This is a genomic window from Micromonospora sp. CNZ285, assembly GCF_004637285.1.
In genome coordinates this window covers 3516725-3530949 of sequence record NZ_SPQD01000001.1, presented here as the reverse complement: position 1 = coordinate 3530949, position 14225 = coordinate 3516725, and the positions used below count along the sequence as shown (strand labels likewise).

Sequence of the window (14225 nt, the reverse complement as noted above, 5' to 3'; positions counted from 1 at the left end):
GTAGCTGGTGCCGGACACCGCCTTGGCCCAGGCCCGGGCGAACACGCCGGGCCTGCTGCGGACCGCGTCGTCACCCACCGAGCCGCCCGACCCCGCCCATGAAGACGGCCCGCTCGGCGTTCTCCGCCTGGTCGGGGGAGTCCGGCCGCCACTGCGGCACCCACACCACGCCCGGGTCGACCAGCTCGAAGCCGTCGAACAGCGCGGTCATCTCGGCCCGGCTGCGGATCCAGAGCTGGCTGTCGGTGCGCCGGTAGACCCGCTCCGCCTCGGCCCGTTCGCCGGTGCCGGCGCGGCCGTCCTCGCTGGCCTGGGAGAGCACCAGGTGGCTGCCGGGCGCCAGCGCCCCGCGCAGCGTCCGCAGGATCTCCTCCGGGCGGTCGGCGTCCGGGATGAAGTGCAGCACCGCCACGATCATCACGGCGACCGGCCGGGTGAAGTCCAGCAGCCGGGTGACCTCCGGGTGGGCCAGGATCGCCTCCGGGTTGCGCAGGTCCTCCTGGAGCACCGCGGCATGCGCGTTGCCGGCCAGGATCTCCTGGCTGTGCGCCACCGCCACCGGGTCCACGTCGACGTAGACCACGCGCGACTCCGGATCGATCCGCTGCGCGATCTCGTGCACGTTGCCGACGGTCGGGATGCCGGAACCGATGTCGAGCAACTGGCGGATGCCGGCCTGGGCGAGGTACTGCACCGCCCGGCGCAGGAACGCGCGGTTGGCCTGCGCCATCAGCGGCGCCTCCGGCACCGCCTCCACCATCGCGCGGGCGGCCGCCCGGTCGGCCGCGAAGTTGTGCGAGCCGCCGAGGTAGTAGTCGTACATGCGGGCGACGCTGGGGCGCTCGATGTCGATCGTCTCGGGTGCCCAGTCCGGCCGCTGCATGTCCTGCCCCTCGGGTGTCGGCGACACGCGGTCGTCACCGCCGCGCGGATCACCCGGGTATTCTGCCCCTCCGCCGTCGCGCTGCAAAGACCGCCGTCACTGCGCGTCCGGCCGCTCACCGTCAGCGACCAGCCGGGGCCGGAAACGCCGAGAGGCCCGCGTCCGTGGCGGACGGGGCCTCTTCGGCGGTACGCGTCAGAACTTCGGCGCGTCCGGGGCCTCCAGCAGCCCCAGCCGCAGCGCCGTCATCAGCGCCTGCGCCCGGTTGGCGGCGCCCAGCTTCTCGTAGAGCTTGGAGATGTGCGTCTTGGCGGTCGACTCGCTGACGAACAGCTGCTTGGCGATGCCGGCCACGCTCATGCCGTCGGCGAGCAGCCGCAGCACCTGGCCCTCACGGGGGGACAGCTGCGGGCCGGACGGCGCCAGCCGGCGCTTCATCGCCTCAGCCAGGTCGGCGGCGGTGAACGCGCTGGGGGAGGAGGCGGCGTGCCGGGCGGCGGCCACCACCTCGTCGGCCGGGGCGGTCTTGGGCACGAACGCGCTCGCACCCGCCTCCAGGGCGCCGAAGAGCTGGTCGTCACCGGCGTACATGGTGAGCACGACGATGCCCATGGACGCGCTGGACTTGCGCAGGGCGCGGGTGGCCTCCAGGCCGCTGCCGTCGGGCAGGCGGAGGTCCATGATCACCACGTCTGGCTGGAGCGCGCCGGCCTGGCGCACGCCCTCCGCCGCGGTGGCCGCCTCGCCCACGACCTCGAACTGACGGTCGCGCTCGAACGCGTGACGCAGCCCCTTGCGGATGAGGTCGTGGTCGTCGACCAGGAGAACCTTGGTACGGGTGGCCGGTGTCGGACTGCTGGTCATCCTCGGGTTACTCCCCTTCTGCTGCTGCGGCGCTGCCGCGCACCTTATCGCGCCGGGGCGACGAACCGAGCACCACCGCCACAGTCGTCCCACTCGGCTGCCGCGGCCTGATCTCCAACCGGCCTCGGATACGTTCCGCCCTCTCGGCCATGATCGCAAGGCCATAGTGCCCGTCCGGGCGCTGGTCACCGATGCCGTGACCGTCATCCGACACTTCGATTCGGGTGTACGGGGGATCCACCTCGCACGTGACCCACAGGTTCGACGCGCCGGCGTGCTTGCGCGCGTTCGTCACCGCCTCCTGCGCGATGCGCAGCAACTCGGCCTCGGTGGCGGCCGGGAGCCGGGCGGTGGACTCGTCCAGCGACAGGTGCACCCGCAGGCCGCCGGACGCGCCGACGGTGCGGGCGTACTCGGCGATGGCGGCGGCCAGGCCACCGTGCCGGTCCACCTCGCTGCGCAGCTCGAACAGGCTCAGCCGCAGCTCGGTGATCACCCGGGTGACCTCCTGGCGCAGCGTGCGCAGCGACTCGGCGGTCTCCTCGGCGTCCTCGTGCACGGTGGCGAGCGCGTTGTCGATGCCGTACCCGACCATGACCAACTCCTGGGCGACCCCGTCGTGGATCTCCCGGGCCAGCCTCTGCCGCTCCTCGTTCGTCGCCAGCGAGCGCACCTCGTCGAAGAGCAGCGCCGCCTCCAGCCGCAGCGCCGCCGGGCCGGTCAGCGCCGTCACCCGGGACACCACGGGCGGCGGGTACGCGGCGGCGGTATCCGCCTCGATCACCACCAGGCCGACAGTGCGTACGCCCGCCACCAGGGGGACGATCAGCGCGGAGACCTCACCGGAGTGCCGGGACCGGGCCTGCGAGCGGGCCGAGACGGTCGGCTGCTGGCTGGCCCAGGCGTCGGCGATGGCCGAGTCGGCGTCGAGCGTGGTCTCCCAGTCGACCCGGTCCGCGCCGATCTGCGCGAGCACCACGAGCCGGCCGCCGCCGCTGGCGGACAGCACCGCGCCGCGGTCGGTCTTGGCGACCACCCGCAGCTCCTCCAGCAGGTGCTCGGAGATGCCGCCCGGGTCCAGGGTGGCGCCGGGCAGCTGGCGGGCGACCGTACGCAGCTGGGTGAGCAGGCGGGTCGCCTCGGCGTACGGCTGGGGTTTGCCCTCGCCGCGCACCCGCATGACGCGCTGGAGCGTGCCGGCGGTGTAGAGGCCGAGCCCGGCGAGGATCAGCCACTGCGCGCAGACCGCGAGGTAGCCGACCTGGCCGAGCTGCGGCCCGCCGTCCACCTGGGTGAACGCGGCGCTGGCCAGCAGCGTCGCCGCCGCCACCGCGAGCAGCGCGGCGCCCTCGCGGAACCGGCGGCTCAGCGCGGTCACGGTGACCGGCACGGCGAGGTACGGCAGCACCGCCGAGGCCCCCACCCCGCCGGTCACGCCGGACAGGTGGGTGTCGGCGGCGACCTGGCTGGCGGCCAGCCCGAGCACCAGCACCTCGGCGAAGCGGCTGATCGGGGCGAGCAGCCGGTGTTGGGGGGCGAGCACGGCGGGCAGGCCGGCGACGCCCAGCAGCGCGATCCACCAGAGCTGGGTGGCGTCGCGGGTGGCGAACAGGGTCAGGGCGGCGACCAGCGCGAGGAGGACCGCGCGAGCCGCCGCCGCGAGGGGTTGCGTCGACGGCTGGCGGGATGTGGAGGCGGGCACGTGACGGATGGTAGTCAGCCCCGGTAGATCTCGGCGATCTCCGAGGCGTACGTCTTGTGCACGACCTGACGCTTGACCTTCAGCGACGGGGTCAGCTCGCCGGTGGTCTCGGTGAAGTCCTGCGGCAGGATCCGGAACACCTTGATCGCCTCGGCCTTGGAGACCGCCTGGTTGGCCTGGTCGACCGCGGACTGCACCTCGGCGCGCAGCGCCGCGTCGTCGCGCAGCTCGGCCATGCTCGTGGTCTCCGGGCGCCCCTGCCCGGCCAGCCACTTCGGCAGCGCCTCCTCGTCGATGGTGACCAGCGCGGCGATGAACGGCTGCCGGTCGCCGACCACCACGCACTGGCTGATCAGCGGGTGCGCCCGTACCTGGTCCTCCAGCACCGCCGGGGCGACGTTCTTGCCGCCGGCGGTCACGATGATCTCCTTCTTGCGGCCGGTGATGCTCAGGTAGCCGTCGTCGTCCAGGTGCCCGAGGTCGCCGGTGCGGAACCAGCCGTCGGTGGTGATCGCCTCGGCGGTGGCCGCGTCGTTGTGCCAGTAGCCCTGGAAGACGATGTCGCCGGCGATGAGGACCTCGCCGTCGTCGTCGATCCGGATGGTGACGCCGGGCAGCGGGCGGCCGACGGTGCCGATCCGGGTTCCGGTGGGCAGGTTGGCGGCGGCGGCCGGCGAGGTCTCGGTGAGGCCGTACCCCTCGCAGATGGTCACCCCGACGCCGCGGAAGAAGTGCCCGAGCCGCGCGCCCAGCGGCGCGCCGCCGGAGATGGCGTCGCGGCACCGGCCGCCCATCGCCGCCCGCAGCTTGCGGTAGACCAGCTTGTCGAAGAGGGCGTGCTGGGCGCGCAGGCCCAGGCCGGGACCGCCGGGCAGCTCCTGCGCCTCGCTCCACGCGATGGCGACCTTCTCCGCGCGGTCGAAGATCTTGCCCTTGCCCTCGGCCTCGGCCTTCTGCCGCGCGCCGTTGTAGACCTTCTCGAAGACCCGGGGTACGGAGAGCACGAACGTCGGCTTGAAGTCCTGCAGCTCGGCGACCAGGTTCTTGGTGTCCGCGCAGTGCGCCATCGTGGCCCGGGCGTGCACCACGCCGACCTGGATGAGCCGGGCGAAGGCGTGCGCGAGCGGCAGGAACAGCAGGGTGGAGGCGCCCTGGCGGAACAGGTTCGGCAGCACCGGCACCGCGTTGGCGATGTCGGAGTAGATGTTGCGGTGGGTCAGCACGCAGCCCTTGGGCCGGCCGGTGGTGCCGCTGGTGTAGATGATCGTGGCGACGTCGTCGGCCTTGAGCAGCGAGCGGCGGGTCTCCACCTCGGCCCGGTCCACCGACGCGCCGGCGGCGACCAGGTCGTCGACGGCGCCCAGGTCGATCTGCCAGACCTCGCGCAACTCGGGCAGGCGGTCCCGGACGCCGGCGACCATGGTGGCGTGCGCGGTGCTCTCCACCACGACGGCGACGGCGCCGGAGTCGCCGAGGATCCAGGCGGCCTGCTCGGCGCTGGACGTCTCGTAGATCGGCACGGTGACCGCGCCGGCCGCCCAGATCGCGTAGTCGAACAGGGTCCACTCGTAGCGGGTGCGGCTCATCAGGCCGACCCGGTCGCCGGGGGAGACGCCGGCGGCGATCAGGCCCTGCGCCACCGCCACGACCTCGTCGCGGAACTGGCGGCAGGTGACATCCTCGCGCGCGTCCGTTCCCGCGCCGGGGCGGACGAACTGCACGGTGTCCGGGGCGACCTCGGCGTTTTCCCAGACCGGGTCGGTCAGGTTGGCCGCGTCGCCGACGGTGACGATCGGCGGGACGGAGAACTCGCGCACCTGCACTCCCTCGTGCTCTACCGGCGGGGGCCGGCCTGGTCGGCTCTGTCGAAACCTACCCGCACACCCCGGGGGGTCTGCCAGGGAGGTTGCCCGCCCGGCTGGTGGGACGCCGTCCGGCGGGTGGAGCGGGACCGGCCGGGAGGTGGCCGGGTAGCCTCCCCCCATGGCGGACTCCTCCACCCAGTCGATCATCATCGGCGCGTCACCGGACCGGGTGGCGGCCGTCATCTGCGACTTCCCGAGTTATCCCGAGTGGGCCGAGGCGGTTCGCCGGGCCGAGGTGATCGAGGAGTACGAGGACGGTTACGCCAGCCAGGTCCGGTTCACGCTCGACGCGGGCGTGATGGCCGACGAGTACGTGCTGGCCTACGAGTACGCCGAGGACATCTCCCGGATCGAGTGGCACCTGGTCGCCCCGTCGAAGATGCAGCGCTCCCAGCGCGGGTCGTACGACCTGGTGGGCAACCCGGACGGGACGACCACGGTGACGTACACCCTTGAGGTGGAGCTGTCCGTGGCGATGCTCGGCATGTTCCGCCGCAAGGCCGAGAAAATGATCATGGACGCGGCGTTGAAGCAGCTCAAGCGCCGGGTAGAAGCACCCGGTGCGGCGCAATGATCCGACCGTCGTCCCGGTAGTCACGCTGGAGGAGCCGAACCATGGGCACCACTGATCCGGGTTCGGCCCGGGAAGAGGCCGAGCGCCTCGTCGCCACCCTGCTCGCCGGCGCGAGGATGGCCGCCGCCGCACCCGGCTCCGGTGCCTGGGGTCCGCTCGGTGGGATCCTCTCCGGTGTCCTCGGTCACACCCCGCCCGGCGCCGGCCCCGCTCCGGAGACGCCCGCGCCCGCCGGTTTCGCCACCGGCTCGCCGGAATGCTGTGTCTGTCCCGTCTGTCGCGGTATCGCCGCGTTGCGCGACCCGAGTCCGGAATTCGCCGAGCGGCTCGCCACCGGCGCCGGGGACCTGGCGGCCGGGGTGGCGAGCCTGCTGCGCGCGTTCACCCCCGCCGAGCCGGCGCGGACCGCCGACGACGGCACCGCCGCGCCGGACGGATCCGGGGACCACGTGTGGCGCGAGGCGACCCGTACCGGGCATGATTCTCAGCCGGCACCCGAGCAGGACGTGTGGTCCGCCGCCACCCGTGGGGAGGGCGCGGCCGATTCGGGTGCCACCGCCGACGCCGCCGGGCCGCCGGAGCCGGACACGAGCCGGACACCGGCCGGCCGTCCCGTGGTGCCCGCCTCGCGGGCGTCCGGAGAGGTGGGCGCGGACGCACCAGGCGACGGGGCCTGACCACCGGACATCCCGGGACCGTACGGCCGGTTCGGCCGGTCCCCGGGCAGCACAGCAGAGGGGAGTGGCAGCGGTGACGCTGACCATCGGAGTCGACGTCGGTGGCACGAAGGTGGCCGGCGGTGTCGTGGACGACGCCGGCACGGTACTCGTGCAGACGCGACGGGACACCCCCGCCGACGACGTGGCCAAGACCCGCGACGTCATCATCGAGGTGGTCACCGAACTGGCCGCCGGTCACGCCGTGGAGGCGGTCGGCATCGGCGCCGCCGGCTGGATCGACGCCTCCCGCTCCACCGTGCTGTTCGCCCCGAACCTGGCCTGGCGGGACGAGCCGCTGCGCACGTACGTCGGCGACGCCACCGGCCTGCCGGTGATCGTGGAGAACGACGGGAACGTGGCCGCCTGGGCGGAGTTCCGCTACGGCGCGGCCCGCGACGCCGACGACTCGATGGTCATGTTCACCATCGGCACCGGCGTCGGCGGCGGCATCGTGCTCGGCGGTGGCCTGGTCCGCGGCGCCAACGGCATCGCCGCCGAACTGGGCCACATGCTCACCGTGCCGGACGGCCACCAGTGCGGCTGCGGCCGGCTGGGCTGCATCGAGCAGTACGCCAGCGGCAGCGCCCTGGTCCGCTTCGCCCGCGCCGCCGCCCGGCAGGAGCCGCACCGCGCGGCCGCGTTGCTGGAGCTGGCCGGGGGCGAGGCCGAGACGATCACCGGCCCGATGGTGACCGCCGCCGCGAAGGGCGGCGACCCGGTCTCCACCGAGGCGTTCGCCCAGGTCGGCCGCTGGCTCGGCACCAGCCTCGCCGACATGGCGCAGATCCTCGACCCGCAGGTGCTGGTGGTGGGCGGCGGCGTGATCGACGCCGGTGACCTGCTGCTCGGCCCCACCCGGCGGTCGTTCGCCGACGCGCTGGCCCAGCGCAGCCGCCTGCCCGTCGCCGAGGTCCGCCCGGCCGAGCTGGGCAACACCGCCGGCGTGATCGGCGCCGCCGACCTGGCCCGGCGGATCTGACATGACTGACGCGGGTGTGCCGCTGCGTGTCGTGTCGTACAACATCCACAGCCAGCGCGACGACACCGCCGCGCTGGCCGAGGTGGTCCGTGCGGCCGCGCCGGACGTGGTGATCGTCCAGGAGGGACCGCGCCGGTTCCGGTGGCGGCAGAAGACCGCCGCGCTGGCCGAGTCGTTCGGCATGGTGGTGGCGGCCGGTGGCCTGCCGTCGCTGGGCAACGTGCTGCTGACCAGCCTGCGGCTGCGGGTCGTCGACACCAGCTGCCAGCGGTACCCGCTGACGCCGGGACGGCACATGCGCGGCGCCGCGTACGCGCACTGCCGGGTGGGCGGCGTCGACGTGCTGCTGGCCGGCTCGCACCTGTCCACCGACCCGGCCGAGCGGCCGGCCCAGGCGGCGGCGTTCAAGCGCGAGCTGGACGCCTCCACGCTGCCCGTGGTGGCCGGCGCCGACGTCAACGAGGGCCCGGACGGGCCGGCCTGGCAGACGCTCGCCGAGGGACTGACCGACACGGCGCTCGCCGCCGACCGCGCCGACCGGCACACGTTCTCCTGCGCCGACCCGCGCCGCCGCATCGACGCGCTGTTCGTCGACCCCCGGATCACCGTGGTCGACTACGACGTGGTGGACACCCCGGCGGCCCGCCGGGCCAGCGACCACTTCCCGGTCCTGGTCGACCTGCTGCTGCCCACCGCCTGACCGGCACGGACCGCCGGGCCGTGACGCACCGTCAGGTGCCGGCGGCCGGCGAGCCAACCGCTTCGCCGCCTTTGCTCTGCCGCCATATACGCATCAGCTACCCGCCGTGACCGGCGGGCCGCGTCCCGGGCGGACGGCCGTGAGACATCGGCGCAGCTCCCGGCGGCGCTGCGTCCGTGGCTGCAGAGCAAAGGGCGAAAGAGTGTACGCCTCCGGCGCGGCCGGTCCACTCACGCTCGGTGACCGAACCGGCGGTGACGCTGCGTCAGGAGGACCGGGCGGGTGGGCGGCGCCGGATCCGGTGGCTGGACAACGGCGGGCATTCTCGGCAGGATTTCGCTCCGACCCGGCACGCGTGCCGCACAAAGGAGAATTCCCGGTGTCCTCCTCCACCGACCTCGGCCGCCCCGATCCGGACCGGACGGACGTCCCGGTCCGCGACGACCGCCCGGTCTCCGACCGGGGTGACACGGTCTGCGTCATCGGCGCCGGCGCCAGCGGCCTGACCGCCGTGAAGAACCTCCGCGAGGCCGGCTTCGGCGTGGACTGCTACGAGCGGGAGACGGGCGTCGGCGGCGCCTGGAACTGGCGGCACGACCGCAGCCCGGTGTACGGCAGCACGCACCTGATCTCGTCCCGGCCGTTCACCCAGTTCCCCGACTTCCCGATGCCCGACGACTGGCCGGACTACCCGCACCACAGCCAGCTGCTGTCCTACTTCGAGCGGTACGCCGACCACTTCGACCTGCGCCAGCACGTCTGGTTCGGCACCGAGGTGGTCCGCATCGAGCCGGTCGAGGGGGACCGCTGGGACGTGACGACGCGCAGCACCGGCGGCTACGGCCCCGAGCGCACCTCCCGGTACGCCGCGGTGGTGCTCGCCAACGGCCACAACTGGTCGCCGAAGCTGCCCCGCTACGAGGGGCTGGAGGAGTTCCGCGGCGAGGTCATGCACGCCTCGTCCTACAAGGACCCGGCGCAGCTGCGCGGCAAGCGGGTGCTCGTGGTCGGCGCCGGCAACACCGGCTGCGACATCGCGGTCGAGGCGGCGCAGCAGGCGTCGCACTGCTGGCACTCCACCCGCCGTGGCTACTGGTACGCCCCGAAGTACGTCCTCGGCCGCCCCGCCGACCAGGTCAACGACACGCTGCTGGCGCTGCGGGTGCCGCTGCGCGTACGGCAGTGGCTCTACCACTGGACGCTGCGGCTGACCGTCGGCGACCTGACCCGGTTCGGCATGCCCAAGCCGGACCACCGGGTCTACGAGACGCACCCGATCGCCAACAGCCAGCTCGTCTACTACGTCGGCCACGGCGAGATCACGCCGGTGCCGGACGTGGCCCGGTTCGACGACCGCGCGGTGGAGCTGACCGACGGCCGGCGGATCGACCCGGAACTGGTCGTCTTCGCCACCGGCTACCTGCCGCGCTTCGAGTTCCTCAAGGGCCGGGTGCTCGGCGACGAGGACGGCTCCGGGCGGCCCCGGCTGTGGCTCAACGCGTTCACCGCCGGTCATCCCACTCTCGCCGTGGTCGGCCTGGTGCAGCCGGACTCCGGCATCTTCCCGATCTCGCACTGGCAGAGCGTGCTGTTCGCCCGGCTGCTCACGCTGCGCGCCACCCGGCCGGAGCGGGCCGCCGCGTTCGACCGCAAGGTCCGGGAGGGTCTGGGCGAGCGGTACTCGGCGAAGGTCAAGGACAGCACCCGGCACTGGTTCGAGGTCGGGCACGCCGACTACCTGCGCGCGCTCCAGCGGGCGCTGCACGAGCTGGAGGGCACCAAATGACGGCCGAGCGGGTGCGGGTGGTCCGGTCCTGGGAGTGGGCCCGGCCGGAACGGCCCGCCCGCCGGGAGGTGCTCGCCGCCCTGCCGGAGCGGGAGGAGGCGAAGCCGCCGCTGCTGTTCGTGCCCGGGTTCGGGCACGGCGCGTGGGCGTTCGCCGAGCACTGGCTGGGGCACGCCGCCGGTCGCGGCTTCCCGGCGTACGCGCTGAGCCTGCGCGGGCACGGCGAGAGCGAGCCGGCGCCGGAGGCGACGCTGCGGTCGTACACCCATGACGTGACGCAGGTGGCGGCGAGCCTGCCGCGGCAGGCGGTGCTGGTGGGGCACGGCGCCGGCGCCCGGGTCGTGGCGCACGCGATGGCCCGCTACCCGGCGCGGGCCGCGGTGCTGGTGGCGCCGGTGCTCGGCGGCTGGGCGACGTTCGGCACGGCGTTGCGGCGCAACCCGGTCGGCACGGTGCCGGCGGTGTTCGGTGCCGGGCTGCGGCTCAACCGGCGGCAGTTGTTCAGCCGGGAGCTGCCGGACGCCGACGCGCGGCGGCACCTGGCCCGGCTGGGCCGGGCCGGGCGGCGGGCGCAGTGGCAGCTGCTGACCGGCCGGTCCCCGGAGCCGGCGGTGGGCCGCCCGCCGGTGCTGGTGCTCGGCAGCCCGGACGACCGGGTGCTGCCGGCGACGGCGCTGACCAGGGCCGCCCGGCGGTACGCCTCGGCGCCGCTGCTGTTCCCCGGCATGGGGCACGACCTGATGCTCGACGCCCGCTGGCGGGAGCCGATCGACGCGATCCTGGACTGGCTGGACAAGGACCCGGCGCCCGCCCATGGGTGAGCGCCGGGGCTCCGGTCACCTGGCGGCGGGGCGGCGGCCGACGAGCGTTCCGCTCTCCTCCAGCGCGCTGAGGTAGGACGCCGCCCAGGCGTGGATGTCGTTGTGGGCCAGGTGGTCGCGCATCGCGCGCATCCGGGTCTCGACGTCCTCCGGGCCGGCGCGCAGCGCGGCCAGCAGCCCCTGTTTGAGGCCGTCGAGGTCGTGCGGGTTGACCAGGTACGCCTGCTCCAGTTCGGAGGCGGCGCCGGCGAACTCGCTCAGCAGCAGCGCGCCGGTGCCGTCGACGCGGGCCGCCACGTACTCCTTGGCGACCAGGTTCATGCCGTCGCGCAGCGGCGTCACCGCCATCACGTCCGCGACCCGGTAGAGCGCCACCAGTTCGGCGCGGTCGAACGGCTGGGTGAGGTAGTGGATCGCCGGTTCGCCGACCCGGCCGAACTCACCGTTGATCCGGCCGACCTGGTGCTCCACCCGGTCGCGCAGGATCTGGTACTGCGCCACCCGGTCGCGGCTGGGCACCGCCACCTGGACCAGCACCGTGTCGCGGACCTTGATGTCGCCGTTGGCGAGCAGCTCCCGGTACGCCTTGAGGCGCTGCTCGATGCCCTTCGTGTAGTCCATCCGGTCGACGCTGAGGATCACGTGCTCGGGCCGGCCGAGGTCCTGCCGCAGCCGGCGGGCCCGCTCGGCGACCTCGGGGCGGGCGGCGAGCGCGGACACCTCGGCGGTGTCGATCGCGACCGGGAAGGCGCCGATGCGCACCACCCGGCCGTCCACGCCGATCCGCCGGTCGGTGGCGGGCAGGCCGAGCACCTTGGCGGCGAGCTGGGCGAAGTTGTGCGCTGCCTGGGCGCGCTGGAAGCCGACCAGGTCGGCGCCGAGCATGCCGCGCAGCAGCTCGGCCCGGCGGGGCAGCTGCATGAACAGTTCCGGTGGCGGGAACGGCACGTGCAGGAAGAACCCGATCCGCAGGTCGGGGCGCAGGTCGCGGAGCAGGCCCGGCACCAGCTGGAGGTGGTAGTCCTGCACCCAGACCAGGCCGCCCGGCTCGGCCACCTGGGCCGCGGCCTCGGCGAACCGCTGGTTGACCCGCTGGTACGCCTCCCACCAGCGGCGGTGGTACTCCGGCTGCTCCACGGCGTCGTGGTAGAGCGGCCAGAGGGTGGCGTTGGCGAAGCCCTCGTAGTGGTCGCGGAAGTCCTCGGCGCTCAGCGGCACGGTGTGCATGCGCACGCCGTCCACATCCGGCAGCTCGGGCGCGGGACCGGTGCCGCCGGCCCAGCCCACCCAGGTGGCGGGTGTCTGCCGGAGCAGCGGGTGCAGGGCGCTCACCAGGCCGCCGGGGCTGCGGCGCCACTCGAAGGCGCCGTCGGGCGCCACGCTGTCGTCGATGGGGAGGCGGTTGGCCACCACCACGAGGGGGCTCTGTCGCATCTCGGGCAATCCGCTCAGCAGGGGACCGGCGACCCGGAAGGAGACGCAAGCCGGACAGCCGGTGCGGGACGTGACGTTCAGCCTATTCCTACTGACTGTAAGTTACACGCTTGTTACGCCCCGGCCCAGGGCGGGCGGCGTCCCGGCATCCGGGCAGCGCCCGGCGACGGGTGTCAGACGACCGCGCCGTCGTCCGGGTCGTGGTCGTCCCGGTCGCCCGGACGCAGCCGCCAGATCAGCATCACGAAACCGGCCAAGATGCCGGTGAAGCCGAGCAGCGTGACCACCGACGGGTCGACCAGCGACACCACGGTGGGGGACAGGAACAGCAGGAAGCCGAGCACGATGCAGGCCACGCCGAGCACCGCGTACTTGGAGAAGCGGGGCAGCGGGGGCGGCGGAGGCGGGGTGTAGTGATCCTCGTCCGACGCCTCGTCGGGCAGGTTCGCCCCGAACGTGTCCAGGCCGTCGAGCAGCGAGGGCTCGTCGTGGCGGTCCCGGCTGAGCGAGACGCCGGAGACGTCCGCGGCGTACGGCAGCCGGCACACGTCGGTGGCGGTCGGGCCGGCGGGCTCCTCGGCCCGGCCGCCCGCTGCGGTGCCCGGCGCCGGTGGGTCGTCCACGTCCTCGGCGGCGGGCCAGGGGTGGCTGCCGGCGCTCGGCGCGGTGTGGAAACCGGCGACGATCTTCGCCCACTCGGCCTCGATGTCCGGCTCGTCGGCGCGCGGCGGGTCACCCGCGCCCTCGTCGGCGAGCTGGGTCAGGTAGTCGCGGGCGGTGGTCAGGTGCGACCTGTCGACGTAGAGCCGGTCGACCGGGCGGGCCGGAACGGTGGTGGTGCGGGTCACCGGGTTCAGGTCGGCCGAGGGCTGGAGGTAGGCCGCGATGCCACCGGCGGCGAGCACGTCGAGCAGGTGCTCGCCGACGCGTGGATCGACGTCGCCCGCGACCGCGTACTCGGCCGCGTCGAGCCCGTTGTCCCGTCGTCCCCGACGGGGCCCGCCCCCTGACACCGGACACCCCCTTCGCCGATCCCTGCCCGTGCCCTGAATCGTGACACGTCGGCACCCGGTTCCGGGAGTGCGTTGTGGCGTGCCGCTCGTCGTTCGTACCCTCTTCCCGGACTCCCGTGGACGCCACCGGCGCCCGCGGGGCCACGCGGCGACCCGTCCGCCGCCACCGACACGGGAAGGACGCCGGTGCTGTACTGGCTGCTGAAGTACGTCGTTCTCGGCCCGCTGCTGAGGCTGATCTTCCGTCCGCAGGTGGAAGGGCTGGAGCACGTTCCGGCCACCGGCCCGGTGATCCTGGCGAGCAACCACCTCTCCTTCTCGGATTCGATCTTCACACCGCTGATCGTCAAGCGAAAAGTCACCTTCATCGCGAAAGCCGAATACTTCACCGGTAAGGGCCTCAAGGGCCGGCTCACCAAGATGTTCTTCGTCGGCTCCGGCACCATCCCGGTCGACCGCTCCGGCGGGCGGGCCGCCCGCGCCGCCCTCGACACCCAGCTCTCCGTGCTGCGCGCCGGCGGCATCGCCGGGATCTACCCCGAGGGCACCCGCTCGCCGGACGGCCGGCTCTACCGGGGCAAGACCGGCGTGGCCCGGCTGGCGCTGGAGAGCGGCGCCCCGGTCGTGCCGATGGCCATGCTCAACTCCGACGCGATCCAGCCCACCGGCCAGATCATCCCGAACCCGGGCCGGGTGCGGATCCGCTTCGGCCCGCCGCTGGACTTCTCCCGCTACGCCGGGATGGCCGGCGACCGGTTCGTCGAGCGGGCGGTCACCGACGAGATCATGTACGAGCTGATGGAGCTGTCCGGCCGCGAGTACGTCGACACGTACGCGCAGAAGGCCAAGAGCGCCCCGGCACGGCAGCCGCTCCCGGCCTGACCC

13 protein-coding genes are annotated in these 14225 nt (G+C 73.8%); 7 read left to right on the top strand and 6 right to left on the bottom strand.

What is annotated here, in order from left to right:
* Positions 1-70 precede the first annotated feature (70 nt).
* The 4 genes from CLT75_RS15820 to CLT75_RS15805 form a co-directional block, all read right to left on the bottom strand.
* The gene (locus CLT75_RS15820; protein ID WP_135244033.1) at positions 71-883 is read right to left on the bottom strand and encodes an SAM-dependent methyltransferase; all 813 of its coding nucleotides are present in this window, start codon (positions 881-883) and stop codon (positions 71-73) included.
* A gap of 195 nt (positions 884-1078) precedes the next feature.
* Complete coding sequence (locus tag CLT75_RS15815; protein ID WP_013287678.1) at positions 1079-1747, bottom strand: response regulator transcription factor; 669 nt, start codon at positions 1745-1747, stop codon at positions 1079-1081.
* Positions 1748-1754: 7 nt separating this feature from the next.
* The gene (locus CLT75_RS15810; protein ID WP_135241334.1) at positions 1755-3449 is read right to left on the bottom strand and encodes a sensor histidine kinase; all 1695 of its coding nucleotides are present in this window, start codon (positions 3447-3449) and stop codon (positions 1755-1757) included.
* A gap of 14 nt (positions 3450-3463) precedes the next feature.
* A complete protein-coding gene (locus CLT75_RS15805; protein ID WP_135241333.1) occupies positions 3464-5266 on the bottom strand; it encodes an AMP-dependent synthetase/ligase in 1803 nt (600 codons plus the stop codon).
* 166 nt (positions 5267-5432) lie between these two features.
* Here CLT75_RS15805 and CLT75_RS15800 point away from each other — a divergent pair, with 166 nt between their 5' ends.
* From CLT75_RS15800 to CLT75_RS15775, 6 genes are all read left to right on the top strand, one after another.
* Entirely contained in the window at positions 5433-5888 is a 456-nt protein-coding gene (locus tag CLT75_RS15800; RefSeq protein WP_135241332.1) for an SRPBCC family protein, read from the top strand.
* A 41-nt stretch (positions 5889-5929) separates the two neighbouring features.
* A complete protein-coding gene (locus CLT75_RS15795) occupies positions 5930-6565 on the top strand; it encodes a hypothetical protein (RefSeq protein ID WP_135241331.1) in 636 nt (211 codons plus the stop codon).
* A 73-nt stretch (positions 6566-6638) separates the two neighbouring features.
* Positions 6639-7586, top strand: coding sequence for an ROK family glucokinase (locus CLT75_RS15790; RefSeq protein ID WP_013287673.1), 948 nt, complete (start codon positions 6639-6641; stop codon positions 7584-7586).
* A 1-nt stretch (position 7587) separates the two neighbouring features.
* Positions 7588-8286: an endonuclease/exonuclease/phosphatase family protein gene (locus tag CLT75_RS15785; protein ID WP_135241330.1), complete on the top strand. Its 699-nt coding sequence runs from the start codon at positions 7588-7590 to the stop codon at positions 8284-8286.
* A gap of 379 nt (positions 8287-8665) precedes the next feature.
* Entirely contained in the window at positions 8666-10072 is a 1407-nt protein-coding gene (locus CLT75_RS15780) for an NAD(P)-binding domain-containing protein (RefSeq protein ID WP_135241329.1), read from the top strand.
* Positions 10069-10893, top strand: coding sequence for an alpha/beta fold hydrolase (locus tag CLT75_RS15775; protein ID WP_135241328.1), 825 nt, complete (start codon positions 10069-10071; stop codon positions 10891-10893). The genes CLT75_RS15780 and CLT75_RS15775 overlap by 4 nt, the downstream gene beginning before the upstream one ends.
* A 15-nt stretch (positions 10894-10908) precedes the next feature.
* Here the strand turns inward: CLT75_RS15775 and CLT75_RS15770 are convergent, their stop codons facing one another.
* Positions 10909-12327 (bottom strand): trehalose-6-phosphate synthase, encoded by a 1419-nt coding sequence (locus tag CLT75_RS15770; protein WP_135241327.1) that lies wholly within the window; start codon positions 12325-12327, stop codon positions 10909-10911.
* A 173-nt stretch (positions 12328-12500) separates the two neighbouring features.
* The gene (locus CLT75_RS15765) at positions 12501-13340 is read right to left on the bottom strand and encodes a DUF308 domain-containing protein (protein ID WP_135241326.1); all 840 of its coding nucleotides are present in this window, start codon (positions 13338-13340) and stop codon (positions 12501-12503) included.
* Positions 13341-13526: 186 nt separating this feature from the next.
* Here CLT75_RS15765 and CLT75_RS15760 point away from each other — a divergent pair, with 186 nt between their 5' ends.
* Entirely contained in the window at positions 13527-14222 is a 696-nt protein-coding gene (locus CLT75_RS15760; protein ID WP_135241325.1) for a lysophospholipid acyltransferase family protein, read from the top strand.
* Positions 14223-14225 lie beyond the last annotated feature (3 nt).